The organism is Actinocorallia sp. A-T 12471, from assembly GCF_033875155.1.
Classification (GTDB): Bacteria; Actinomycetota; Actinomycetes; order Streptosporangiales; family Streptosporangiaceae; genus Actinocorallia.
Window position 1 is genome coordinate 690631 of record NZ_JAWZTE010000004.1, and the last position, 20304, is coordinate 710934.

General features: G+C 73.0%; 17 protein-coding genes. 9 read left to right on the forward strand and 8 right to left on the reverse strand.

Annotated features, from left to right (window positions below):
* Window positions 1-49 precede the first annotated feature (49 nt).
* The 5 genes from R9X44_RS15360 to R9X44_RS15380 are packed head-to-tail and all read right to left on the reverse strand — an operon-like array spanning window position 50 to window position 4698.
* A complete protein-coding gene (locus R9X44_RS15360) occupies window positions 50-1651 on the reverse strand; it encodes a long-chain-fatty-acid--CoA ligase (RefSeq protein ID WP_319814818.1) in 1602 nt (533 codons plus the stop codon).
* A complete protein-coding gene (locus R9X44_RS15365) occupies window positions 1648-2703 on the reverse strand; it encodes a hypothetical protein (RefSeq protein ID WP_319814819.1) in 1056 nt (351 codons plus the stop codon). Before R9X44_RS15365 ends, R9X44_RS15360 begins: the two co-directional genes overlap by 4 nt.
* Window positions 2700-3398 (reverse strand): VOC family protein, encoded by a 699-nt coding sequence (locus tag R9X44_RS15370; RefSeq protein ID WP_319814820.1) that lies wholly within the window; start codon window positions 3396-3398, stop codon window positions 2700-2702. The genes R9X44_RS15365 and R9X44_RS15370 overlap by 4 nt, the downstream gene beginning before the upstream one ends.
* Window positions 3395-4147, reverse strand: coding sequence for an SDR family oxidoreductase (locus R9X44_RS15375; protein ID WP_319814821.1), 753 nt, complete (start codon window positions 4145-4147; stop codon window positions 3395-3397). Before R9X44_RS15375 ends, R9X44_RS15370 begins: the two co-directional genes overlap by 4 nt.
* Complete coding sequence (locus tag R9X44_RS15380; RefSeq protein WP_319814822.1) at window positions 4144-4698, reverse strand: nuclear transport factor 2 family protein; 555 nt, start codon at window positions 4696-4698, stop codon at window positions 4144-4146. The genes R9X44_RS15375 and R9X44_RS15380 overlap by 4 nt, the downstream gene beginning before the upstream one ends.
* A 215-nt stretch (window positions 4699-4913) precedes the next feature.
* On the opposite strand from R9X44_RS15380, the gene R9X44_RS15385 reads away from it, so the two are divergent.
* The 8 genes from R9X44_RS15385 to R9X44_RS15420 all read left to right on the forward strand — a co-directional run bounded on the left by R9X44_RS15385 (window position 4914) and on the right by R9X44_RS15420 (window position 12901).
* Window positions 4914-5693, forward strand: coding sequence for an ABC transporter ATP-binding protein (locus tag R9X44_RS15385; protein WP_319814823.1), 780 nt, complete (start codon window positions 4914-4916; stop codon window positions 5691-5693).
* Entirely contained in the window at window positions 5690-6400 is a 711-nt protein-coding gene (locus tag R9X44_RS15390) for an ABC transporter ATP-binding protein (RefSeq protein ID WP_319814824.1), read from the forward strand. Before R9X44_RS15385 ends, R9X44_RS15390 begins: the two co-directional genes overlap by 4 nt.
* 13 nt (window positions 6401-6413) lie before the next feature.
* Window positions 6414-7310 carry a branched-chain amino acid ABC transporter permease gene (locus R9X44_RS15395; protein WP_319814825.1) on the forward strand — a complete coding sequence of 299 codons (897 nt, stop codon included), beginning with the start codon at window positions 6414-6416 and terminating at the stop codon, window positions 7308-7310.
* Window positions 7307-8428, forward strand: a complete 1122-nt coding sequence (locus R9X44_RS15400; RefSeq protein ID WP_319814826.1) for a branched-chain amino acid ABC transporter permease — start codon at window positions 7307-7309, stop codon at window positions 8426-8428. Before R9X44_RS15395 ends, R9X44_RS15400 begins: the two co-directional genes overlap by 4 nt.
* A gap of 8 nt (window positions 8429-8436) precedes the next feature.
* Entirely contained in the window at window positions 8437-9705 is a 1269-nt protein-coding gene (locus R9X44_RS15405) for an ABC transporter substrate-binding protein (RefSeq protein ID WP_319814827.1), read from the forward strand.
* A 105-nt stretch (window positions 9706-9810) separates the two neighbouring features.
* Entirely contained in the window at window positions 9811-11514 is a 1704-nt protein-coding gene (locus tag R9X44_RS15410; protein ID WP_319814828.1) for a class I adenylate-forming enzyme family protein, read from the forward strand.
* Entirely contained in the window at window positions 11511-11924 is a 414-nt protein-coding gene (locus R9X44_RS15415; protein ID WP_319814829.1) for a nuclear transport factor 2 family protein, read from the forward strand. Before R9X44_RS15410 ends, R9X44_RS15415 begins: the two co-directional genes overlap by 4 nt.
* On the forward strand, window positions 11921-12901 hold the full coding sequence (locus R9X44_RS15420) for an LLM class F420-dependent oxidoreductase (protein WP_319814830.1): 981 nt from the start codon (window positions 11921-11923) through the stop codon (window positions 12899-12901). The genes R9X44_RS15415 and R9X44_RS15420 overlap by 4 nt, the downstream gene beginning before the upstream one ends.
* On the opposite strand, the gene R9X44_RS15425 is transcribed toward R9X44_RS15420, so the two are convergent.
* The gene (locus R9X44_RS15425; protein WP_319814831.1) at window positions 12902-14698 is read right to left on the reverse strand and encodes an ABC transporter ATP-binding protein; all 1797 of its coding nucleotides are present in this window, start codon (window positions 14696-14698) and stop codon (window positions 12902-12904) included. It lies immediately after the preceding gene.
* The gene (locus tag R9X44_RS15430) at window positions 14695-16227 is read right to left on the reverse strand and encodes an ABC transporter ATP-binding protein (protein WP_319814832.1); all 1533 of its coding nucleotides are present in this window, start codon (window positions 16225-16227) and stop codon (window positions 14695-14697) included. The genes R9X44_RS15425 and R9X44_RS15430 overlap by 4 nt, the downstream gene beginning before the upstream one ends.
* Before the next feature lie 189 nt (window positions 16228-16416).
* On the opposite strand from R9X44_RS15430, the gene R9X44_RS15435 reads away from it, so the two are divergent.
* Window positions 16417-17214, forward strand: a complete 798-nt coding sequence (locus tag R9X44_RS15435; RefSeq protein WP_319814833.1) for a hypothetical protein — start codon at window positions 16417-16419, stop codon at window positions 17212-17214.
* A 110-nt stretch (window positions 17215-17324) separates the two neighbouring features.
* Here the strand turns inward: R9X44_RS15435 and R9X44_RS15440 are convergent, their stop codons facing one another.
* Window positions 17325-19625, reverse strand: coding sequence for a hypothetical protein (locus R9X44_RS15440; RefSeq protein WP_319814834.1), 2301 nt, complete (start codon window positions 19623-19625; stop codon window positions 17325-17327).
* Between the last annotated feature and the right edge of the window lie 679 nt (window positions 19626-20304).

Sequence of the window (20304 nt, forward strand, 5' to 3'; positions counted from 1 at the left end):
ACGAAGAAGAGGGGGACGGCGAGCCGTCCCCCTCTTCTTGTGGTTCGCGTCAGCGGTAGCTTTCGCGGAGGCGGTTCTTCAGCAGCTTGCCCGAGGCGTTGCGCGGCAGCACGTCGGTGAACGCGACGCCGGACGGGCACTTGAAGTGCGCGAGCCTGTCCCGCGCGAACGCGATCAGCTCGCGCTCCTCCAGCGCGGCACCCTCGCGGCGGACCACGATCGCGTAGGGCGTCTCTCCCCACCGCTCCGAGGGAACGCCGATGACGGCCGCCTCAAGGACCGACGGGTGCTCGGTGAGGACGCTCTCGACCTCGGCCGGGTAGACGTTCTCACCCCCGCTGACGATCATGTCCTTGAGCCTGTCGTGCAGGTAGAGGAAGCCGTCGGCGTCGAACGAGCCGCCGTCGCCGGTGCGCAGCCGCCCGTCCGGGAGCAGCGCCTCGGCCGTCACGTCGGGCCGCCGCCAGTACCCCTGCATCACGTGCCCACCCCCGATGACGACCTCGCCGCGCTCCCCCACGGGCAGCTCCTCAAGCGTCTTGGGGTCCACGACCTGGATCGGCACGCCGAGCATCGCCCGTCCGGCCGAAAGCAGCCTGCGTTCCTGTCCGGGGGCGGGAAGGTGGTCGTCCGGGGACAGCATGGTCACGCCGCCCGTCGACTCCGTGAGCCCGTAGGACTGAAGGAACTTACATCCAATCTTGCGGGTCGCCTCGTGGATCACCGGCAGCGGGATGGGCGACGCCCCGTACACGACGTACTTGAGCGCGCTCCAGTCCTCGTCCTCGACGCCCGGGAGGGCGATGAGCCGCTGGATGAGGGTCGGCACGAGGGCCGCGTGCGAGACCCGTCGGGCGATGAGGAGGTCGCGCAGGCTTTCGGCGTCGGCGGCCTGCTCGAGCAGCAGCGCGGCCCCGTTGACCAGCGCGACCATCGCCAGGCCGAACCCCGAGACATGGAAGTACGGGATCGGGGCCATCGCCACCGACGTGGTGTCGAGCTCGATGCCGTAGTGCATGGTCGCCAGGGCCTGGCCGAGGTTGCGGCCGCTGAGCATGATCCCCTTGGGCAGGCCCGTCGTGCCCGAGGTGTAGAAGATAAGGGCGGTGTCCTCGGGGTCGGCGGCGTGGCCGGGGTCGCCGCCGTCCGGGGCTGCCGCAAGCCACTCCTCGTACCGCGTGCTGCCGGGCGTCCCGTCGGCCGTGACGATCCGCTTCAGCGACGCGACAGCGCCGGGCTCGGGGGCGAGGCCGCCGTCTCCCGCGCCGAAGACCACCACGGACGGCTCGGCGTCGGCGAGGATGCGGGACACCTCGCGCGGGTGCAGCCGGTTGTTGACGGCCGTCGCGATCGCGCCGACCTTCGCCGTGCCGTGCAGCACCTCAAGGAAGGCCGCCGAGTTGACGCCGATATAGGCGACCCTGTCCCCCGGGCCGACGCCGTCGGCGCGCAGGGCGCGCGCGACACGTGCCGCGCGCGCCTCAAGCTGCCCGAACGTCGTCGTCTTCCCGGGTTCGAGTACTGCGGGCAGGTCGGGGGTCGCGGCCGCGCGGCGGCGCAGCAGGTCGGCGAACCGCTCGACCCGGGTGCCGTCGGGGTGCAGCGCGTAGTGCGGGTGCGGGCTCGCCTCCTGGATCGCGGTCGCGCTCACCGGGTGCCTCCCTTGAAGTCGTAGGGCGCGAAGACGGGCGGCTCGAAGATCCCTGGCGGCGCGGCGACGACCTCGCGCAGCGCCCGGATCACCGGCCCGGCCGTAACGAACTGGCCGGCCGTGGTCCGGCTGGCCGGGTCGTCGGGCTCGATCAGGTTGAGGGTCAGGGTCATGCCGGGCCTGCCCTTGACGGTGATCGTCCAGTGGTCGCGTCCCGCGTACTCGGGCAGCTCGGGGTCCATGGTCCACACGATCGCCAGGGACAGCACACGGCGACCGCCGCCGACCACGTGCCAGCGCCACTCGGTGGCCGCGACTGTGCCCTTCCGGATGGTCCCGGCCGGAACCTCAAGGTCGCGGACGGCGGCGCGGACCCGGTGGTCGGGCTCGATCCGCTCGACCGGCAGGTTCATCCGCTCGGCCATGAACGCGAGGGTCTCGGCGTACAGCTTCCCGTACATGACGGGCAGGTCCCCGCCCGTGAGGTCCACGGACTCGGGGTCCGCGCCCATGCCCATCACGTCGAACACGAAGTTCGGGTCGGGCACGCGGCTGGCGTCGAGGACCTCGTCAATCGCGACGTGCTCGACGTCGAGGCACGCCCCGGTGAGCCCCAGCGCGATGCGTTCGCCGACGACGCCCGGGCTGATCCCGACCCCGTAAAGGGTGGTGCCGCCCTCCTCGCACGCTTCGAGGAACATCTTCTCGCGTTCGGGCCCGTGGGCTCGCGGGAAGTGGTGGCCCGCCGTGGTGATGACGTTCTTGCCGGACCGCAGCAGGGCGAGGAGGTCGGCGTCGTGGGTCTCGTAAGGGACCTGGAGACGCGGCGCGTGGATCACCACGTCGGCCTCGGTCGCCAGGATCTCGGCGCGGTCGCGGGTGGCGAGCACGCCGACGGGATCGCGCCTGGCGATGTCGCCCGCGTCGCGCCCGGCCTTGCGGTCGCCGTAGACGAACAGCCCGGCGAGTTCGAGTTCGGGATCGTCGAGGACCGCGCGCAGTGTGGTCTTGCCGATCGCGCCGGTGGCCCACTGGATCACACGGAGGGTCATGCGGCCTCCTCGGGGATGAAGCGCAGCAGCAGTCCGGCGAGGGTGTGCTCGGCCGGGGCGGACGCCGCGATGTCGGCGGCGACGAGCCCGCGCCGTCCGCGTTCGGGCACGAACCTGATCACGCCGTCTCCGGCCGTCACCTGGGCGGGCCCGGACCGCTCGGCCCCGAGCAGATCCGCCCAGAGCGCGGCGGTGACCTCGGGTTCGGCGACGGCGACGTCGACGGCAAGGAGCCGTCCGGTGGGCGCGTCGGCGGGCCTCTCGGGGGTGTCCCAGGTGTCGTAGTGCCAGTCGACGCCGTCGGGCAGCCGGTCGGCTTCGAGCAGCACCCCGAGCCCGGCCGGATGGAACTGCACGATGTCCGCGCCGTGGAACTCCTGCCGATGCGCGACGGTCACGCCGAGCTCCCCGGCCCGCGCGACGACGGCGTCTGTGTCGGGCACCTTCATCCCGACGACATAGCCGCCCTCACCGCGCTTGAGGAACCCGTGCAAGGCCGACTCCGACGTGGAGGGCGCGACGATCTCCAGGTAGGTCCCGCCGCCCAATCCGAGGATCTCGTTGACGATCCCCCACGAGGCGAGTTCGGGATCGGGGAAGCCGGGCGGCAGGCCGAGCAGCGCGCGGGCCGCCTCGGCTGCTGGCGCGAGGTCGGCGGCGGCCACCGTCGCCTGGACGAGCCGGGGGCCGCTCATCGGCCGGTCCGCAGCTCGGTCGCGTGCAGCAGCTTGGCGAGGCCGCGTGCGTAGCGCGCGGGGTCGCGGGCGAGGCGGGCGCGCGCGTCCACGGCCATCCAGTCGGTGTCGGCGACGTGCTCGCCGCGCAGCATCGCCTTCAGCCCGGCCTTGGCGATGTCGGACGGCTTCTCCTTGACGCCGTCGACGTGCCCGGCCATCCGGGTGTCCACCGACCCGACGATCAGCGCCGTCACCCGGGTCCCCTGCGGTTCAAGCTCGGCCCTGGTGATCCCGCTCAGATACAGCGTCGCCGCCTTGGACGGCGAGTACCCGCCCATGAACGGGGTCGGCGCGATCGCCGCGACCGACAGCACGTTGATGATCGCGCCGCCGCCGTTGCCGCCCAGCACCGGCGCGAACGCGCGCGTGGTGTTGAGCGGGCCGAAGTAGTTGACCTCCATCTCCGCGCGGGCGGCGTCCGGGTCGTCGGCCATGACCAGGCGCTGTCCCGCGAAGTACCCCGCGTTGTTGACCAGCAGGGACACGTCGGCGCAGTCGGCGGCCGCCTTGGCGACCTGCGCGCGGTCGGTGACGTCGAGGGCGACGGGCAGCGCGCCCGCGTCCACGAGTTCGGCGGGCACCGAGCCGGGGTCGCGCGCCCCGGCGTAGACCTTCGCCCCCCTGGCCAGCAGCTCGGCCGCGAAAGCCGCGCCGATCCCCCGGTTCGCGCCGGTGACTAGCGCGGTGAAGTCCTTGAGGTCGCTCACCGCGCCGCCCCGCTCTCGCCGCCCGCGTACACCGGGTCCGACGGGAACTTGCCGCCGCGCTTCAGGTCGGCGGTGTCGCCGACGAGCATGCCGAACAGCCAGGTCTCGGCGGCGGGCGCGTCGTGGCTCCACTCCCAGCGCAGGGCGCGGTGCGCGATGCCCCAGCGGCCGTCGCGGCGTTCGAACCTGTCGAGCAGCCGCGCGCCGACGAAGGAGCTGCCGCGTCCGTCGGCGGTGCGGACCGCGCTGAAGGTGACGACGTAGGACTCGACCGAGGCGGTGTCGCCGTCGAGGTCGATGAGGACGTTCGTCATGCAGTGCATGGTCCGGCCCTTGGGGTGGGTGAGGACCTGGGTGATGCTCGCCACGTAGTCGTCGGCGGTTCCGGTGAAGACGCCGCCGTGGTCCTCGGTCGCGCCGGGCAGGTAGCAGGCGGCGAGGCCCGCGACGTCGCCCCGGTCGGCGGCGCGCAGGTAGCGGGCCAGGACCTCGTGGATCTCCTGCTTGTCCAGCAGGGCGCGCACTGCGCTGTCGTGATCGGCGATGGGCATGGGACCTCCTCCTCTTGCGCGGGGTGTGACCCCCGCCTCCCTCACGCTACAACTAAGAGAGTGAATCGGCCAAGGGCAGTCTTGGCCCGAGCGACAAGATCGTCATATCGGTCCGATTGCAAGCCGTTGACGTGGTCACTCTTTTTGTTGTAGCAAGTGTGTGACCGGAAGCACACTGGTAATTGAAGTGTGCCGGCGAGAGGAGCCCGCCGCCCATGTCCCACGATCCGCCCCCCGAACTGAGCGTCCGCGAACTGACGCTCGGCTTCGGTGGAGTAACCGCACTCGACCGGGTCTCCCTCACCGTTGCCCCCGGCGAGATCTGCGGTCTCATCGGGCCCAACGGAGCAGGCAAGACCACCCTGTTCAACTGCGTCACCCGCCTGTACCGGCCCGACTCCGGCGCGATCGCCTTCGCCGGACACGACCTGCTGCGCACCAGGCCGGACCGGATCATCCGGCTCGGCATCGCCAGGACGTTCCAGAACCTCGCGCTGTTCCCGTCGCTGACCGTCCTGGAGAACACGCTGCTCGGCGCGCACTCCCGCGACGCCTCGGGGTTCACCGCGTCCCTGCTCGGCCTGCCCGGCACCCGCCGGGCGCACCGCCGCCTCACCGCCGAGGCGAGGGAGATCCTCGGCGACCTCGGCCTCGCCGACGTCGCCGACCGCGCGGCGGCCGGGCTGCCGTTCGGCACCCTCAAGCGGGTCGAGCTGGCCCGCGCCCTCGCCGGCCGGCCCCGGCTGCTCCTGCTCGACGAGCCCGCCGGCGGCCTCACCCACGCCGAGGTGGACGAGCTCGGCGCGCTGATCCTGCGGCTGCGCGACGAACGCGGCCTCGGCGCGCTCCTTGTCGAGCACCACATGGGCCTGGTGATGGGCATCAGCGACCACGTCGTGGCGATGGAGTCCGGCCGGGAGATCGCCGACGGCGCGCCCGAGGACGTCCGCGCGGACGAGCGCGTGCTCGCCGCCTACCTGGGGAGGACCGCGTGAGCCTGCTGAAGGTGACCGGTTTGTGCGCGGGCTACGGCCCCGCCCGCGTCCTGCACGGCCTCGACCTCGCCGTCGAGCCCGGCGAGGTCGTGGTGATGCTCGGCGCGAACGGCGCGGGCAAGACCACGACGATGCGGGCGCTGTCCGGGCTCATCCCGCACACCGGGACCGTCGTCCTTGACGGAACCCCGCTCGACGGGCTCGGCGCGCCCGAGATCGTCGCGGCGGGCGTCAGCCTCGTCCCGCAGGGGCGCGGCACGTTCTCGCACCTGTCGGTCATGGACAACCTGAAGGTCGGGGCCGCGCTGCGCAAGGACGCCGACGGGATCGCCGCCGACATCGACACATGGTGCGGGGTCTTCCCGATCCTCGCCCGCCGCGCCAAGCAGGAGGCAGGGACGCTCTCGGGCGGCGAACAGCAGATGCTCGCGGTCGCCCGCGCGCTGATGAGCCGCCCCAAGCTGCTGCTGTGCGACGAGCCGAGCCTGGGCCTCGCGCCCAAGATCGTCGCCGAGCTGTTCGAGGTGCTCGGCGAGGTCAACCGCACGCAGGGCACCGCGCTGCTGCTCGTCGAGCAGAACGCCGACCTCGCGCTCGGCCTCGCCTCCCGCGTCTACCTGCTGGAAGTCGGCCGGGTCGTCGCCGAGGGCGACGCCGACCGCTTCCGCGGCGACGAGTCCATCCGCCGCGCTTACCTGGGCCTGTGAGGGGAGACCTCAGATGGACATCTTCCTGGAACGCCTCTTCGACGGCGTCACCAACGGAACCGTCTACGCGATCATGGCGCTCGCGCTCGTCGTGGTGTTCCGCGGCACCGGCACCATCAACTTCGCCCAGGGCGAGATGGCGCTGTTCACCACGTACATCGCGTGGGCGCTGACCACCCAGGACGTGCCCGTGTGGGCGGCGGCGCTCGTCGCCTGCGCCGTCGGGTTCGTGCTCGGCGCGGTCACCGAACGGACCCTGATCCGGCCGGTCCGCCGCCGCAACGACATGGCGACGCTGATCGTCGCGCTCGGGCTGTTCACCGCGTTCAACGCGCTCGCCGGGCTGCTGTTCGACTCCGAGACCAAGACGATGCCCGGCCTGTTCCCCGGCGGCCAGGAGGACTACTTCGCCGTCGCGGGCACCCGGCTGTACTTCGACGCGCTCGGCGTCTGGCTCGTCGTCGCCGTCCTCATCGGCCTGGTCTTCGCGCTGTTCAACCGCACACGCCTCGGCCTGCACATGCGCGCGGTCGCCGACAACCCCGAGTCGGCGGCGCTGTCCGGGGTGCGGACCGGCCGGATTCTCATGCTCGGCTGGGGCCTCGCGGGGATCATCGGCTCACTCGCCGGAATCCTCATCGCGCCGCTCTCGTCGCAGCAGCTGAGCCTGACCACGATGTTCCCGATCCTCATCTACGCCTCGGCCGCCGCCCTGTTCGGCGGGCTCGACAGCCCGATCGGCGCGGTCGTCGGCGGCCTGGCGATCGGGCTGCTGGAGGCGATGATCACCGGCTACGTCGACTTCGTCGGCGGCGCGCTCCAGCAGACCGCGGCGCTCGTCGTCATCGTCCTCATCCTGCTCTTCCGGCCGACCGGCCTGTTCGGCACCCGACAGATGGAGCGGCTGTGACCACCACCTCCGCCAAACCCCCAGCGCCGCCCGCACCCGCCCCCGCCAAGGGCGGACCCGTGCTGACACTCGTGCGCGGCACCGCCAAGCACCGCGCCGCCGTCGCCGCCGGGCCGCTGCTCGCGCTGGTCCTGCTGTACCTCGGCTCCGGCCTCGAGCCGTTCCGGGTCGGCCAGCTCACCAGCGTGCTGATCTTCGCGATCGCGATCAGCGGCCTCAACCTCGTCACCGGCTACACCGGGCTGCTGTCGATCGGCCACTCGGCGTTCTTCGGGCTCGGCGCTTACACGACCGGCGTCATGATCGTCTCCTACCAGGTCGAGCCGCTGCTGACCCTGCCCGTCGCCGCGGTGCTGTGCTTCGCGCTCGGGTTCGTCGTCGGGCTGCCCGCGCTGCGCATCCGCGGCCTGTACCTCGCCCTCGTCACGCTCGCCGTCGGGGTCGCGTTCCCCGAACTGGTGAAGCGGTTCGCCGACCTGACGGGCGGGGCCGCCGGGCTCGTCATCAGGTCGCGGCAGCTCGCGCCGCCGGAGTGGACCGGCCTCGGCGCGGGCCAGCGGTACCTGTGGCTGTACTGGGTGAGCGCGGTCGTGCTGATCCTGGTGATCGTCCTCGTGCGGAACCTCACCCGCAGCCGCCTCGGCAAGGCGATGGTCGCGGTGCGCGACAACGAGCTCGCGGCGGCGTCGTCCGGGGTGCACATCGCCTCGGTCAAGACGCTCGCGTTCGGCCTGTCCGGCGCGGTCACCGGCCTCGCGGGCGGCCTGTTCGCCATGTACGTCGGCGCGCTGTCGCCCGACGGGTCATTCACCCTCCTGAAGTCGATCGAGCTGATCACCGGGCTGTTCCTCGGCGGCGCGGCGACCCTCTACGGGCCCGTCGCCGGGGCCCTCGCCGTGGTGTTCATCCCCTACTACACCGCCGACCTGGTGTCCGGGCACTTCTCCGGCATCCTCTTCGGCGCGGTGCTCATCGCGATCGTCTTCGTCATGCCCGAGGGGATCGTCGGACGGCTCGGCCGCACCGGCCGCCGGCTCGTCCGGATCGAGTCTCCTCCCCAAGACCTTCCCGAACACCCCACCCCTCGCGCGCCCCAGGGCGACGCGTCAGAGAAATGAGTACGACGATGACAACGATGCGACTCGCCGCCGCGGGCGTCGCGGCCGCGCTGCTGCTCGCGGGCTGCGGCACCGGAGCCGACGAGGAGACCACGACGTCGGCGGGCGGCGTGGTGACCGCCGACGACTGCCTCGACCCGGCCGCCGCCACCGCAAAGATCGAGGGCACCCTGAAGGTCGGGTGGAGCGCGCCGCTGTCCGGCCCGCTCGCCGTCGCCGCGGGGGCCGTCATCGACGGCATGACCGCGCGCTTCGCCGTCGCCAACGCCGCGGGCGGGATCGGCGGCGTCAAGCTCGAGGTCGTGTCCAAGGACGACGCGTTCAACCCCGAGCGCGCCAAGGCCAACGTCAACGAGCTGATCCAGAAGGACGGCGTCGACGTCCTCGAGGTGTTCGGGTCAGGGCAGCTGAACGCCGCCGCCGACGACCAGAACGAGGCGTGCGTGCCGCTGCTGTTCGCCCAGGCGGCCGTGCCCGAGTACCGCGACGCCGCGAACTTCCCGTGGACGACGGAGTACCTGCCGTCCAGCGAGGTCGAGATGTCCGTCGTGGTGGAGCAGCTCAAGAAGAAGTACCCGGACGGGGTGAAGGTCGCGCTCGCCGCGAACCAGACCGAATCCGGGCAGAGCTATGCCAACGGCTTCAAGAAGGCGATCGAGGGCACCAACATCACGATCGCGGCCGAGGCCCCGCTGACCGACCCGAACGCCGCGGTCACCACCCTGAAGGAGACCGGCGCGCCCGTCCTCGTCGACGCCGGCGTCACCACCGACTGCCTGGCGCTCAGCCTCGCCGTCGGACGGTCGGGGTGGCAGCCCGAGACGTTCATCCAGCCCGCCAACTGCGTCGACGGCAAGAGCCTGTACGAGCCCGCCGGCGCGGCCGCCGACGGCCAGCAGATCATGGTCTGGCTGAAGGACCCCGCCAACCCCATCTACGCCGACGACGCGGGCGTCAAGCAGTACCTCGCCGACGCCAAGACCCACGGCGTCAAGAACGCGCTCAACAACTACACGGTCAACGGCTGGGCCATCGGCGACCTCATGGTCGACGCGTTCACCAAGGCCGCCGCCTCCGAGGACGGACTGAGCCGCCTCGGCATCATCAAGGTCGCCAGGACCCAGACCTACTCGCCCCCGATGTTCATCGACGGCATCGACTGGAAGATGACGCCCGAGACGTCCCTGGGCATCGGCGCGTTCCGCCCGTTCACCTGGAACGCCGCCAAGAAGGTCTTCGAGCCCTCCGGCGACGTGATCAGCATCGACGGTCAGTAGGCGTGCGCGCCTGACCCACGAGCAGGGGCACGGTCGGCGCGGACCGTGCCCCCTTCCCCCATTTACGCGCCATGTCCGACACACCCCGACATTCAAGGAGCACCCATGCACCGCGGCCTGCACCCGGCCGAGCGCGTCGCCGACTACACCGCGCGCGGCTGGTGGAGCGACGAGACGATGGACGCGCTGTTCCGCGCGCGCGTCGCGGCGGAGCCCGACCGGGTCGCGCTCGTCGACCCGGCCAACAAGGCGGCGCTGACCGGCGAGAGCCCGCGCCGCCTCACCTGGCGGGAGATCGACGCCGAGACCGACGGCCTCGCCGACCTGCTGCTGTCGCACGGGATCGGCGCGGGCGACATCGTCGGCCTGCAGCTGCCGAACACCGTCGAGCTCGTCGTCGCCTACCTCGCCTGCTGGCGGATCGGCGCGGTCGTCTCGCCGCTGCCCGTGCAGTACCGGGAGCGGGAGATCACCGGGCTCGGCGCGCTCGCCGGGTTCACCGCGTTCCTCACCGCCGCGCGGGTCGGCGAGCGGCGTCCGGCCGAGGAGATCACCGCGCTGCGCGGCGACCTCCCGGCGCTGCGCACCGTCATCGCGTTCGGCGACGGGCTGCCCGACGGCGTCGTGCCCGTCGTGTACGCCGAGGGGGCGGCCGAGCGCGTCGCCGCGCACACCGCCGCGCACCCGGCCGACCCGAACGACTGCGTCACCATCTGCTGGACGTCCGGCACCGAGAGCACCCCGAAGGGCGTGCCGCGCACCCACCTCGACTGGCTCGCGATGAGCTGGGCGACGGTCGACGCGCCCCGGCTCACCGGCGACGACGTGCTGCTGAACCCGTTCCCGATGGTGAACATGGCGGGCATCAACGGCATGTTCCTGCCGTGGCTGCGGGTCGGCGGCGTGCTCGTCCAGCACCACCCGTTCGACCTGCCGACGTTCCTGCGCCAGATCGAGCAGGAGAAGGCCACCTACACCGTCGCGCCCCCGGCGCTGCTCACCATGCTGCTCGCCCGCGAGGAGCTGCTCGCCGCGACCGACCTTTCGTCGCTGCGGCTCATCGGGTCGGGCTCCGCGCCGCTCGCGCCGCCGATGGTGCGCGGCTGGCAGGAGCGGCACGGCATCGGCATCATCAACTTCTTCGGCTCCAACGAGGGCATCGCGCTGCTCACCGACCCGCACGACGTGCCCGACCCCGAAGAGCGCGCGCTGTACTTCCCGAGGTTCGGCGCGCCGGGCGTGACGTGGTCGTCGCGGATCGCCGAGCAGGTCTCGATCAGGCTCGTCGACCCCGACACCGGCGAGCTCGTCACCGAGCCGGGCGTGCCCGGTGAGCTGCGGATCAAGGGCCCGATGGTGTTCCCCGGCTACCTCGGCGGGGAGGCCCTCGCCTCGCCGTTCGACGCCGACGGCTACCTCAAGACCGGCGACGTGTTCGTCATCGCCGGGGAGGACGGCAGGTTCCTCAGGTACGTCGACCGCGCCAAGGACCTGGTGATCAGGGGCGGCATGAACATCGCGCCCGCCGAGCTCGAAGGGCTGCTCGCCGGGCACCCCGCCGTCGCGGAGGTCGCGGTGGTCGGGTACCCCGACGCGGTGCTCGGCGAGAAGGTGTGCGTGGTGGTCGTGCCACGGCCGGGGGCGGAGCCCGAGTTGGGGGACTTCGTGGAGTTCCTGCGGTCCTGCCGGATCGCGTCGTACAAGCTGCCTGAGCGGCTTGAGCTGCGCGCCGAGCTGCCGCGCAACCCGGTCGGCAAGATCCTCAAGCGCGACCTGCGGGCCGAGCTCGTCGCCGGGGAGGGCGCGTGAGCGACGAACGGAAGATCGCCGCCGCGCGGGCCATGGTCGCGGCGTGGAACGCCCAGGACTGGGATGAGATCGTGCGGCTGTTCGCGCCGGACGGGGTGCTGCACAGCGTCATGCAGGAGCCGTTGCGCGGTCGCGAGGCGATCGCGGAACGGCTCGGGCTGCTGTCCGAGGGGCTCGTCTCGCTCGAACTGGAGATCAGGGCGCTCGGGGTCATCGACGGGCGGGTGTTCCTCGAGCGGCGCGACGTGTTCGTCAACGGGCACGGCAAGACCGAGGTGCCCGTCGTCGGCGTGCTCTCCTACGACGCCGACGGGCTCGTCACCGAGTGGCTCGAGTACTACGACCGTGCGACGCTGCTCGCGGGGTTCGGCCGGACGGCCGCGACCGACTTCGACGGAGGAACTGAATGAGCGCGCTGCCTTCCCTCGCGGTGTCCCTCGGCTTCTGGCAGGACAGGCCGCCGGGCGAGGCCCTCACCACCGCGCGGCACGCCGACGCGCTCGGCTACGAGCGGCTGTGGGTCGGCGAGATGGCCACCTACGACGCGTTCGCGCTCGCCACCCGGATCGGCCAGGAGACCGGGCTCGCGCTGACCGTCGGGCCGCTGGCCGTCGCGGTGCGCGACCCCATGCTGATCGCGCGGGGCGTCGCGTCAGTCGCGGATCTGACCGGGCGGGGGCTCGACGTCGCGGTGGGGACGTCGAGCCCGCTGGTCGTGGGGCACTGGCACGGGAGGTCGCGGGAGCGGTCGGCGACCGTGCTGCGGGAGTCGGTGGTCGCGCTGCGGTCGCTGCTTGCGGGGGACAAGACCGACTTTCGCGGCGAGGCGGTCACGACGCGGGGGTATCACCTGCGGCTTGACGCGCCCAAGACCTCGCTCGCCGTCGCGGCGTTCGGGCCCTCGGCCGTGAAGACCGCGGCGCTGCACGCGGACCGGATGGTGTTGAACCTGCTCACTCCGGCCTCCGCGGGTGAGCTCGTCGCGCGGATGCGGGAGGCCGCCGAAGAGGCGGGCGTGCCCGCGCCGCGTGTGACGGCGTGGGTTTCGGCGGCTTACGGGGATGTGCCGGAGGCCGTCGACCAGATTCGGCGCGGGGTCGTCGGGTACCTCGCCGCGCCGGGTTATGGGGAGATGTTCATCGAGGCGGGCTTCGCGGAGCTCGTCGCGTTCGCCAGGACCCGTCCGCATCCCAAGGAGCTGCTCGCGGCGGTGCCGCGCGAGCTCGTCGCGTCAGTCGGGCTGCTCGGCGGGGACGCCGAGATCCGGGCGCAGCTCGCCGCGTACGCGGCGGCGGGCGTCGACGAGATCGCCGTCGTCCCGGCCAGCGTGGACGCCGACCCCGGTGGGCGGACCACGCTCGCCGAGCTGCGGAGGATCGCCGGCTGATCAGGCCCCGGTGGGCTCGGGGGCGCCGGACCACGCCGACCACAGCGCGGCGTACCGGCCTCCCCTGGCCAGCAGGTCGGTGTGCGTGCCCGACTCCACGATCGCGCCGTCGTCCATGACCACGATGGCGTCGCAGTCGCGGGCCTGGGTGAGGCGGTGCGCGACGACGACCGCCGTGCGGCCCGCGACCAGGGCGGCGGCGGCGCGTTCGAGGTCGCGCGCGCCCGCGCTGCCCGCCTCGGCCGTCGCCTCGTCAAGGACGACCACGGGCGGGTCGCGCAGGAGGAGGCGGGCCAGCGCGAGCTGCTGCACCTGGGCGGCGGTGAGCGGGTGCTCGCCCTCGCCCACGCGGGTGTCGAGGCCGTCGGGGAGGGCGGCGATCCAGCCCGCCGCGCCGACGTCGGTGAGGGCGCGCAGGATCTGCGCGTCGGTGCGGTCGGGGGCGGCGAAGGCGACGTCCTCGCGGAGCGTGCCGGTGAAGACGTGGGTCTCCTGGGAGACGATGCCGACCCAGTCGCGCAGGACGTCGGGGGCGAGGTCGGGGACGGCGACGCCGCCCAGGGCGTCGGCGAGGGTGACCGTGCCGCGCGTCGCGGGGAACGCGCCGCCGAGCAGGCCGGCGAGGGTCGTCTTGCCCGCGCCGCTCGCGCCGACGACCGCGAGCGACGTGCCCGCGGGGACGCGCAGGTCGACGTCGCGCACGACGGGGGTGTGGCCGTCGTAGGAGTGGCCGAGCCCCGCGCACGACAGGGTGACCTGGCCCTCGGGGCCGCGCGCGACCGCCGCCTTGGCGGGCGGGACCAGCGCCACGCCCACCACCCGGGCCAGGGCCGCGCCCGCGCGCTGGACGTCGTCAAAGGAGAGCAGCAGGATGCCGAGCGGTGAGAACAGCCGGTGGAACAGCAGCGCGGCCGCGGTCACCGCGCCGACGCTGACGGCGTCGGCCCGCACCAGGAAGAAGCCGGTCGCCAGCAGCGTGCTCAACCCGACCGCCTCGGCCCCGTTCATGGCCATGCCGAACCTGGAGAACAGGCCGAGCGACCTGAGCGCGTCGTCCACCGAACGCTGGGACGCCGCGCGCACCCGCTCGGTCTGCAGCGCGTGCATCCGGTAGGCGCGGACCGTGCCGAGCCCGTGCAGCGAGCCGAGCAGCACCCGGGACCGCTCGGCCGACGACCGCCGCTCCCGCGCGTACAGCGGCCCGGACTTGGCCAGGTACCACCTGAGGGCGAGCGCGTGGATCGGGAAGACGACGGTGAACGCCAGAGCGAGCCGCCAGTCGAGCGACAGGAACCCCAGGAACGCCACGCCGACGGTCACCACGGCGGTGAACACCGCCGCGCCGAGCGGCACCGACTCCACGAACTTCTCGACGTCGTCGGTGACGCGCGAGGCGACGTCGCCGCTTCCGGCGCGTTCCAGGACCGCGGAGTCCATCCGCAGGGCGCGGGCGAGGGTGTCCTCGCGCAGGTCGGCGGCGACCTGCGCGCCGAGCCGTTCGACCGCGCGCTGGGCGAGCGCGGTGAAGACCGCGGTGAGGAGGACGGCGAGGGCGAGCGCGGTGAGCAACCCGGCGATGACCGAGACGTCCGCGTCGGTGCGGTCCACGAGCAGGCCGAGCAGCAACGGGCTCGCCACGACGCCCGCGCTGGACAGCAGGGTGCAGACGAGCGCGGCCCATGCCTGGCCCCGGTGCGCGGCGGCCGCGCGCAGCAGCGCACGCCATGTCGTGCCCGGGGAGGCGATGGGGAGGATGTCGGCTTTCGTGTGATGGGCGCGGGGTGCCGGGAGCGTCATCGGATGACCGCCTTCGCGTAGTCCGGGCGGTGGAGGAGGTCGGCGTGACGGCCGGTGTGGGTGTCGCCGTCGGCGTCGAGGAAGACGACGCGGTCGCAGCGGCTGAGCAGCGGCGGCGAGGACGTCACCACGACCGTCGCCCTGCCCTCCCCCGAGTGCGACGCGCGGAGCGCCTCGGCCACGAGGTCCTCGGTGACCGCGTCCACGGCGGTGAGCGGATCGTGCAGGACCAGCACCCGCGGCGCGGCGAGCAGCGCCCGCGCCAGCGCCACCCGCTGGCGCTGGCCGCCGGACAGGTTCGTCCCGTGATCCTGGAGCGGGGCGTCGAGCCCCGCCGAGCGCAGCACGTCGGCCGCGCCCGCCGTCGTCAGCGCCTTGGCCTTGGCCGCCTCGGACGCCGGTGACGTGGTGTCCAGGGACTCGCTGAGGGTGCCGCCGAGCAGGTGGACGGCGTGCGGCTCGACGTGCAGGGCGAGGCGGCGGGTGTCGGGGGCGATCTCGGTCAGCGGGGTCGCGCCCCAGGTGACCGTGCCCGACTCCGGGGTGCGGGAGCCGTCGAGGAGGCCGACGAACGCGGCGGCGGCCTCCGGGGTGGCGGCCGCGACGCCGATCAGCGCGCCGGGCTCGACGGCGAGGTCGAGACCGCGGATCGGGCCCGTCGACACGCCGCGCAGGGTCAGGCTTCCTTGCGGGGCCTCGGCCGGGTGGGCGGGGGGCGCGTCGAACTCGTCATGGAGTGCCGCAAGCCGACGGGCGCTGGCCCGCGACACCGCGAGCTGCTTGATCGCCTCGGAGATCCCGCGCACCGGGTCGGCGAGGAACGACGCCATCGCCACGACCACGACGAGCTCGCCCAGCGTGATCCGGCCCGACGCGGTGAACGCCACGGCGATCCCCGCCGCGCCGACCAGCACCACACCCGTCGCCAGCAGCCCCGACCCGACGAACTCGGCCGCCACCGCCGCCGCCTTACCGCCCGCCTCCTGACGGCCGTGCACCCGGCTCTCCAGCCAGGGCGCGAGCCTGTCGAGGCCGAGCACCAGCACCGGGATGACCAGGAGGATGCCGAGGCCGAGCGTCAGGTCGATGCGCAGCAGCACGACGGCCGAGACCACGAGCCCGGCCCCCGCCGCGACGATCCAGGAGACGATCCTGACCACCTCGCCGGTCGCGGTCGCGTCCGAGGTGGCGGCGGCGAGCACGTCGCCCGCGCGTCTGCTCCGGTCGCCGCGCGTGTCGCCGAGGACCCGTCGCACGGTCTCCACCCGCAGATGGTGCGCCTCCCGCAGGGAGGCTGCGTCGACCATCCAGTAGCCGACCGCCCCGCCCGTCGCGAGGAAGCAGAACAGCACGAGCACCCCCGCGACCGCCCACACCAACCGCACGGGCTCCCCGCCCGCCACCGCTGTGTCGATGGCGAGGCCGATCGCCACGGGCACCAGCGCCTCGCACGTCTGATGCACGATGGTCGCCACGCTGCCCACCAGCGCGGGCCGCGCCCGTCTGCGCAGCGCCCCGCGAATGAGCATGCCTTCAGCGCCCACGTCGCACCCCCGAATCTCCAGCGATCTCCGCCGGACGACCCGGCCCCCTTGCCCGGTGACGGGCCGCGCCACGATAACGGAGCACCCCTGCCCGGCCCAAACGAATTACCGCGACCGGGCCTCTTACTTCTGGGATATTCGGCGCATTCTGGAGGGGACTGTGGAGGAGACGGCATGAGGCGCGTGGTGATGGTCGCGGTGGTCTTGGCGGGGGCGCTCAGCGGGTGCGGGGGTGATGATCCGCCGAAGCCCGACCCCGTGCCGACGGCGTCGGCTCCGGCCACCCAGACGCCGGAGCCGGGGAGCCCGTCGCCTACGGGGACGGCGGCCGCGCCCGCGCCCGGGGCGCCCGCGCCCGGGGGGATGCTGCCCGGGTCGTTCCAGCCGATCTGGCCGTTCGCCGAGGCGGGGCAGGTGCGGACGTGGCAGCGGTCCTTCCAGGCGTCCGGGACCGCCTCGTGGCACCTCGACGCCGGGCAGACCGCGCTGAGGTTCACGCGCGAGTACCTCGGGTTCACCGAGATCGACAGGGTCACCAGCCGTAAGGTCTCCGACCGTGACGCGTATATCGGCGTCGGCTACCGGACCGAGGGGACGAACACCGCTACGGCGGCCGTCCTGCATCTGATGCGGGCCGGTGAAGGCGACGACGCGCCCTGGGAGGTCGTCGGCAGCGAGGACACGACGCTCCAGGTACGGTCGCCGTCTTACGCGGCCAAGGCGACGTCGCCCATGACCGTCGGAGGGATCATCACCGGGGTCGATGAGAGCCTGCGCGTCACGGTCCGGCAGCTCGGCGCGGCCAAGCCCGTCGGCTCCCACTGCTGCGTCATGGCGGGCGGCCAGAACTCCCCCTGGACCGCCAAGGTCCCCTTCACCCCCGCCAACAACCGCGTCCTCACCGTCATCGTCTCCACCGGCGGCCACCTCCAAGAAATAGAACGCTTCGCCCTCACCGCCCTCCGCCCCTGACCCACGACCCCGCGGCGGCCGATCGGCGCGGAGTCGCGCGCCGATCGGCCGCCGTCGTCTCGGGTTCGCGCCGGGCGGGGAGGGTCAGGTCCCCGGCCCGGCGCGGCTCGTTAGGCGGTGCCGTGGAAGGGCAGCTTCCACGGGGCGTCCCAGGGGCTCGGCCATGGGATCGGGAACCATGAGTCGTCGTGGTGCGGCCTGCCCTTGCCGCTCGGCTGGATGCTGACGCACGCCCGAGCCCGGTCGCCGTCGGCGGCCGTCGCGGTGTTGCACGCCTTGACGGCACGCTTGGCCCGCTCGATCGTGACCGAGTAGCGGACCGTCACCGACGCGCCGGAGGCAAGTGGTCCGCTCCAGGAAAGGGCGGGGCGGGTGAAGGTGACGGTGCCGGAGGTCGCCGTGGCGTCCCCGTTGTAGGTCGCGGCGCGCAGCACCCGCGACAGATCGTCGGTGAACGACGCGGGGTCCTGCTCGGTGAAGTCCGCGTCGCCCGTGTTGGTCGCGGTGATCGTGTAGGTGACGGTCTGGCCCGCGCGGACATGCGTGCGGTCGGCGCGCTTGTCCAGACTCAGCCTCGGCTGCGGCGGGCAGTCGACCGTGTTGACGATCCGGAACGCGTTCGCGCCCTCGGCGACCGTCGCGGTGAAGGGCAGCTCGGCGTCCGTGGCGGGCCCGGTGATCCGCCGGGAGACGACCCGGCAGGACGACGGCACGTCGACCTCCTCGTCTATGACGACCTGGTCGCCGACCTCGTAACCGGCGCGCGCCACGCCGAACGGCTGGCCGGACGCCGGGAGCGTGCCGGGACCGGTCAGCGTGAGGCGGGCGTCGTAGCCGTCGGGCTGCTGCCCGTCGGGGTAGGTGACGCCGCCGATGTTCCAGTCCTTGTCGACAAGGATCGACTTGGTGCCGGCCGGGCGGTTGTAGACCGTGCACAGCACCTCGCCGTCCTCGGCGACATTGACCGTGAAACCTGTCTCGCCGGAGTTGGTGACCGGCACGGTCTCCCCAGCGGGGTCCCGGCACACGGCGTTCTGCCCGCCCTGGGTGACCAGCGAGAAGTCCTGCTGCGGCTGCTCGGTGATCCGCACGTCGGCCGCGCCGTCGGCCTCGACGGCGAAGGACACCGCGCCGGTGCCGTCGTCAACGGTGGTGGCGGACGGCGGCGTGACCGTCGCGCCCGTCGTGACGGCCTCGGCGTCGAAGGTCCATCCCGGGCCCGCGGGCGTCGCGCCGGTGACGTCCTCGCCCGTGGTGTCGGGCGGGGCGATCATCTTGACGACCGAGACCGAGCCCGCGCAGTTCGCCCGCGCCAGCGCGTTCATCGCCGCGCCCATCTCCTGGACGTCGTCGGCGAGGAAGTAGTCGGCCTGCGCGGCGTTGGTCCCGTCATAGGCGGTCGGGCCGGAGATCGCCCGCAGGTTGGGCGGGCCGCCCTCCTCGGGAAGCTGAAGACCCATCGCCATGACACGGGTCCCCGCGGCCTTCGCGGCGTTCGCGGAGAAGATCCCGGCTTCGAGCCCGTCGAAGGTGACGACGCCGCCGTCAAGGTCGTCCCAGGTCGTCGGGTCGCCGTCGGTGACCACGAGGATCAGGTCGTACCGCTCCTGCGCGGACGCCGCGCGCCAGATCCCCTGGTCCCAGTTGGTGGTGCCGCTCGCCGTCCAGTCCGCGAACTGCGCCTTGAACGCGTCAGCGCCCGCCTGGGTGGACACCGGGATCAGCTCGGGGAAGTTCGCGCCGCCCGATGCGGGCGAGTTCGTCGCGAAACTGAACACCGCCATCCGCGACTGGGTGCCCACGAGCTCGTCGGTGAACCGGCGCATCGCCTCCTTCACCTCGGGAAGCACGGGGCCGATCGAGCCGGACAGGTCGGTGACGATTGCCACGTCAAGGCCGCAGCGCTCGCGCAGCGGCACGTTGTCGCGCGACTGCTGCCAGAAGCCCGTGGAGTTCGCCTCGGGGTCCGCGTCGTTCTCCTGCTGCATGAAGTCGACGCCGGACCGGTAGACGTTCCCGACGGTGACCGTCGGCGGCGTCTGGAAGGTGTAGTCCTTCACCCCGTTCTCCGTGCCGAGCACGGGATTGCCGTACCACCCGGCGGGCACCTCGAGCTGCCGGATGTAGACGGGGTTCGGCAGGCCGCCCGGGATGACGAAGTTGCAGTCGCCGTCCACGTCGGACACGCACTCCGACCAGTCCTCCCCGACCGGCTCGTTCCCGGCCTGGTCGAAGAACAGCCCGAGCCTCACCCCCGCGAGCCCGCTGAAGTCGGTGGTCCCCTCCCCGACCCTGTCCGCGCCGACCTTGACGCTCACCACGGCGGTCGTCGCCGTCGGCGGCGGCACCGCCGCCGCCACGGGCGGCGCGAGCGCACACACCACCCCCATCGCGACAAGCCCCGCCACCATCCGGCGACGCCCCCCACCCCATCGTCTTCCCATCCCGTCCCCCACCCCAAAACGATCATGAAACTCCCCCCCACCTACCCACCCCTCCCCCCACCCCAACCCACCACCCACCCCAACCCACCACCCACCCCACCCAAACCCCACCCCCAACAAACCCCCCACCCCCAAACCCCACCGTCCCGGACAACACCACCCCAGACCACGCCGCCCGGACCACGCCGGGCCGGGCCGTGCCGTGCCGGGCCGGGCCGGAGCAGGCCGGGCAAGCCGGGGTAACGGGCGACATAGGGGCAGTGGGCGGGGCCGAGGTAGGGCGGGCCGGAACAAGCCGGGCAAGCCGGGCGGGACCGGAGCACGCGGGACCGAAGTACGCCGGAGCAGGCCGGGCCGGGGTAACGGGCGAGCTAGGGGCAGTTGGGCGCAGGGCCGAGGTAGGCCAGGCAAGCCGGGCGGGCCGGGCGGGCCGGGCGGGTCAGGCAAGCCGGGCCGGGCAGGCCGGGCCGGGGTTACCGGCGAGCTAGGGGCAGTTGGGTGTGGGGCCGAGGTAGGCCAGGCAAGCCGGGCGGGCCGAGCGGGCCGGGCGGGTCAGGCAAGCCGGGCCGGGCAGGCCGGGCAGGCCGGGCCGGGTAGGCCGGGTAGGCCGGGCCGGGTAGGCCGGGCCGGGTAGGCCGGGCCGGGT

Coding starts and splice junctions, on each gene's coding strand:
- R9X44_RS15365 (WP_319814819.1), bottom strand. CDS start 2,703: ATGACCCTCCGTGTGATCCAGTGGGCCACCGGCGCGATCGGCAAGACC.
- R9X44_RS15370 (WP_319814820.1), bottom strand. CDS start 3,398: ATGAGCGGCCCCCGGCTCGTCCAGGCGACGGTGGCCGCCGCCGACCTC.
- R9X44_RS15380 (WP_319814822.1), bottom strand. CDS start 4,698: ATGCCCATCGCCGATCACGACAGCGCAGTGCGCGCCCTGCTGGACAAG.
- R9X44_RS15385 (WP_319814823.1), top strand. CDS start 4,914: ATGTCCCACGATCCGCCCCCCGAACTGAGCGTCCGCGAACTGACGCTC.
- R9X44_RS15395 (WP_319814825.1), top strand. CDS start 6,414: ATGGACATCTTCCTGGAACGCCTCTTCGACGGCGTCACCAACGGAACC.
- R9X44_RS15405 (WP_319814827.1), top strand. CDS start 8,437: ATGACAACGATGCGACTCGCCGCCGCGGGCGTCGCGGCCGCGCTGCTG.
- R9X44_RS15410 (WP_319814828.1), top strand. CDS start 9,811: ATGCACCGCGGCCTGCACCCGGCCGAGCGCGTCGCCGACTACACCGCG.
- R9X44_RS15420 (WP_319814830.1), top strand. CDS start 11,921: ATGAGCGCGCTGCCTTCCCTCGCGGTGTCCCTCGGCTTCTGGCAGGAC.
- R9X44_RS15425 (WP_319814831.1), bottom strand. CDS start 14,698: ATGACGCTCCCGGCACCCCGCGCCCATCACACGAAAGCCGACATCCTC.
- R9X44_RS15430 (WP_319814832.1), bottom strand. CDS start 16,227: ATGCTCATTCGCGGGGCGCTGCGCAGACGGGCGCGGCCCGCGCTGGTG.
- R9X44_RS15435 (WP_319814833.1), top strand. CDS start 16,417: ATGAGGCGCGTGGTGATGGTCGCGGTGGTCTTGGCGGGGGCGCTCAGC.
- R9X44_RS15440 (WP_319814834.1), bottom strand. CDS start 19,625: ATGGTGGCGGGGCTTGTCGCGATGGGGGTGGTGTGTGCGCTCGCGCCG.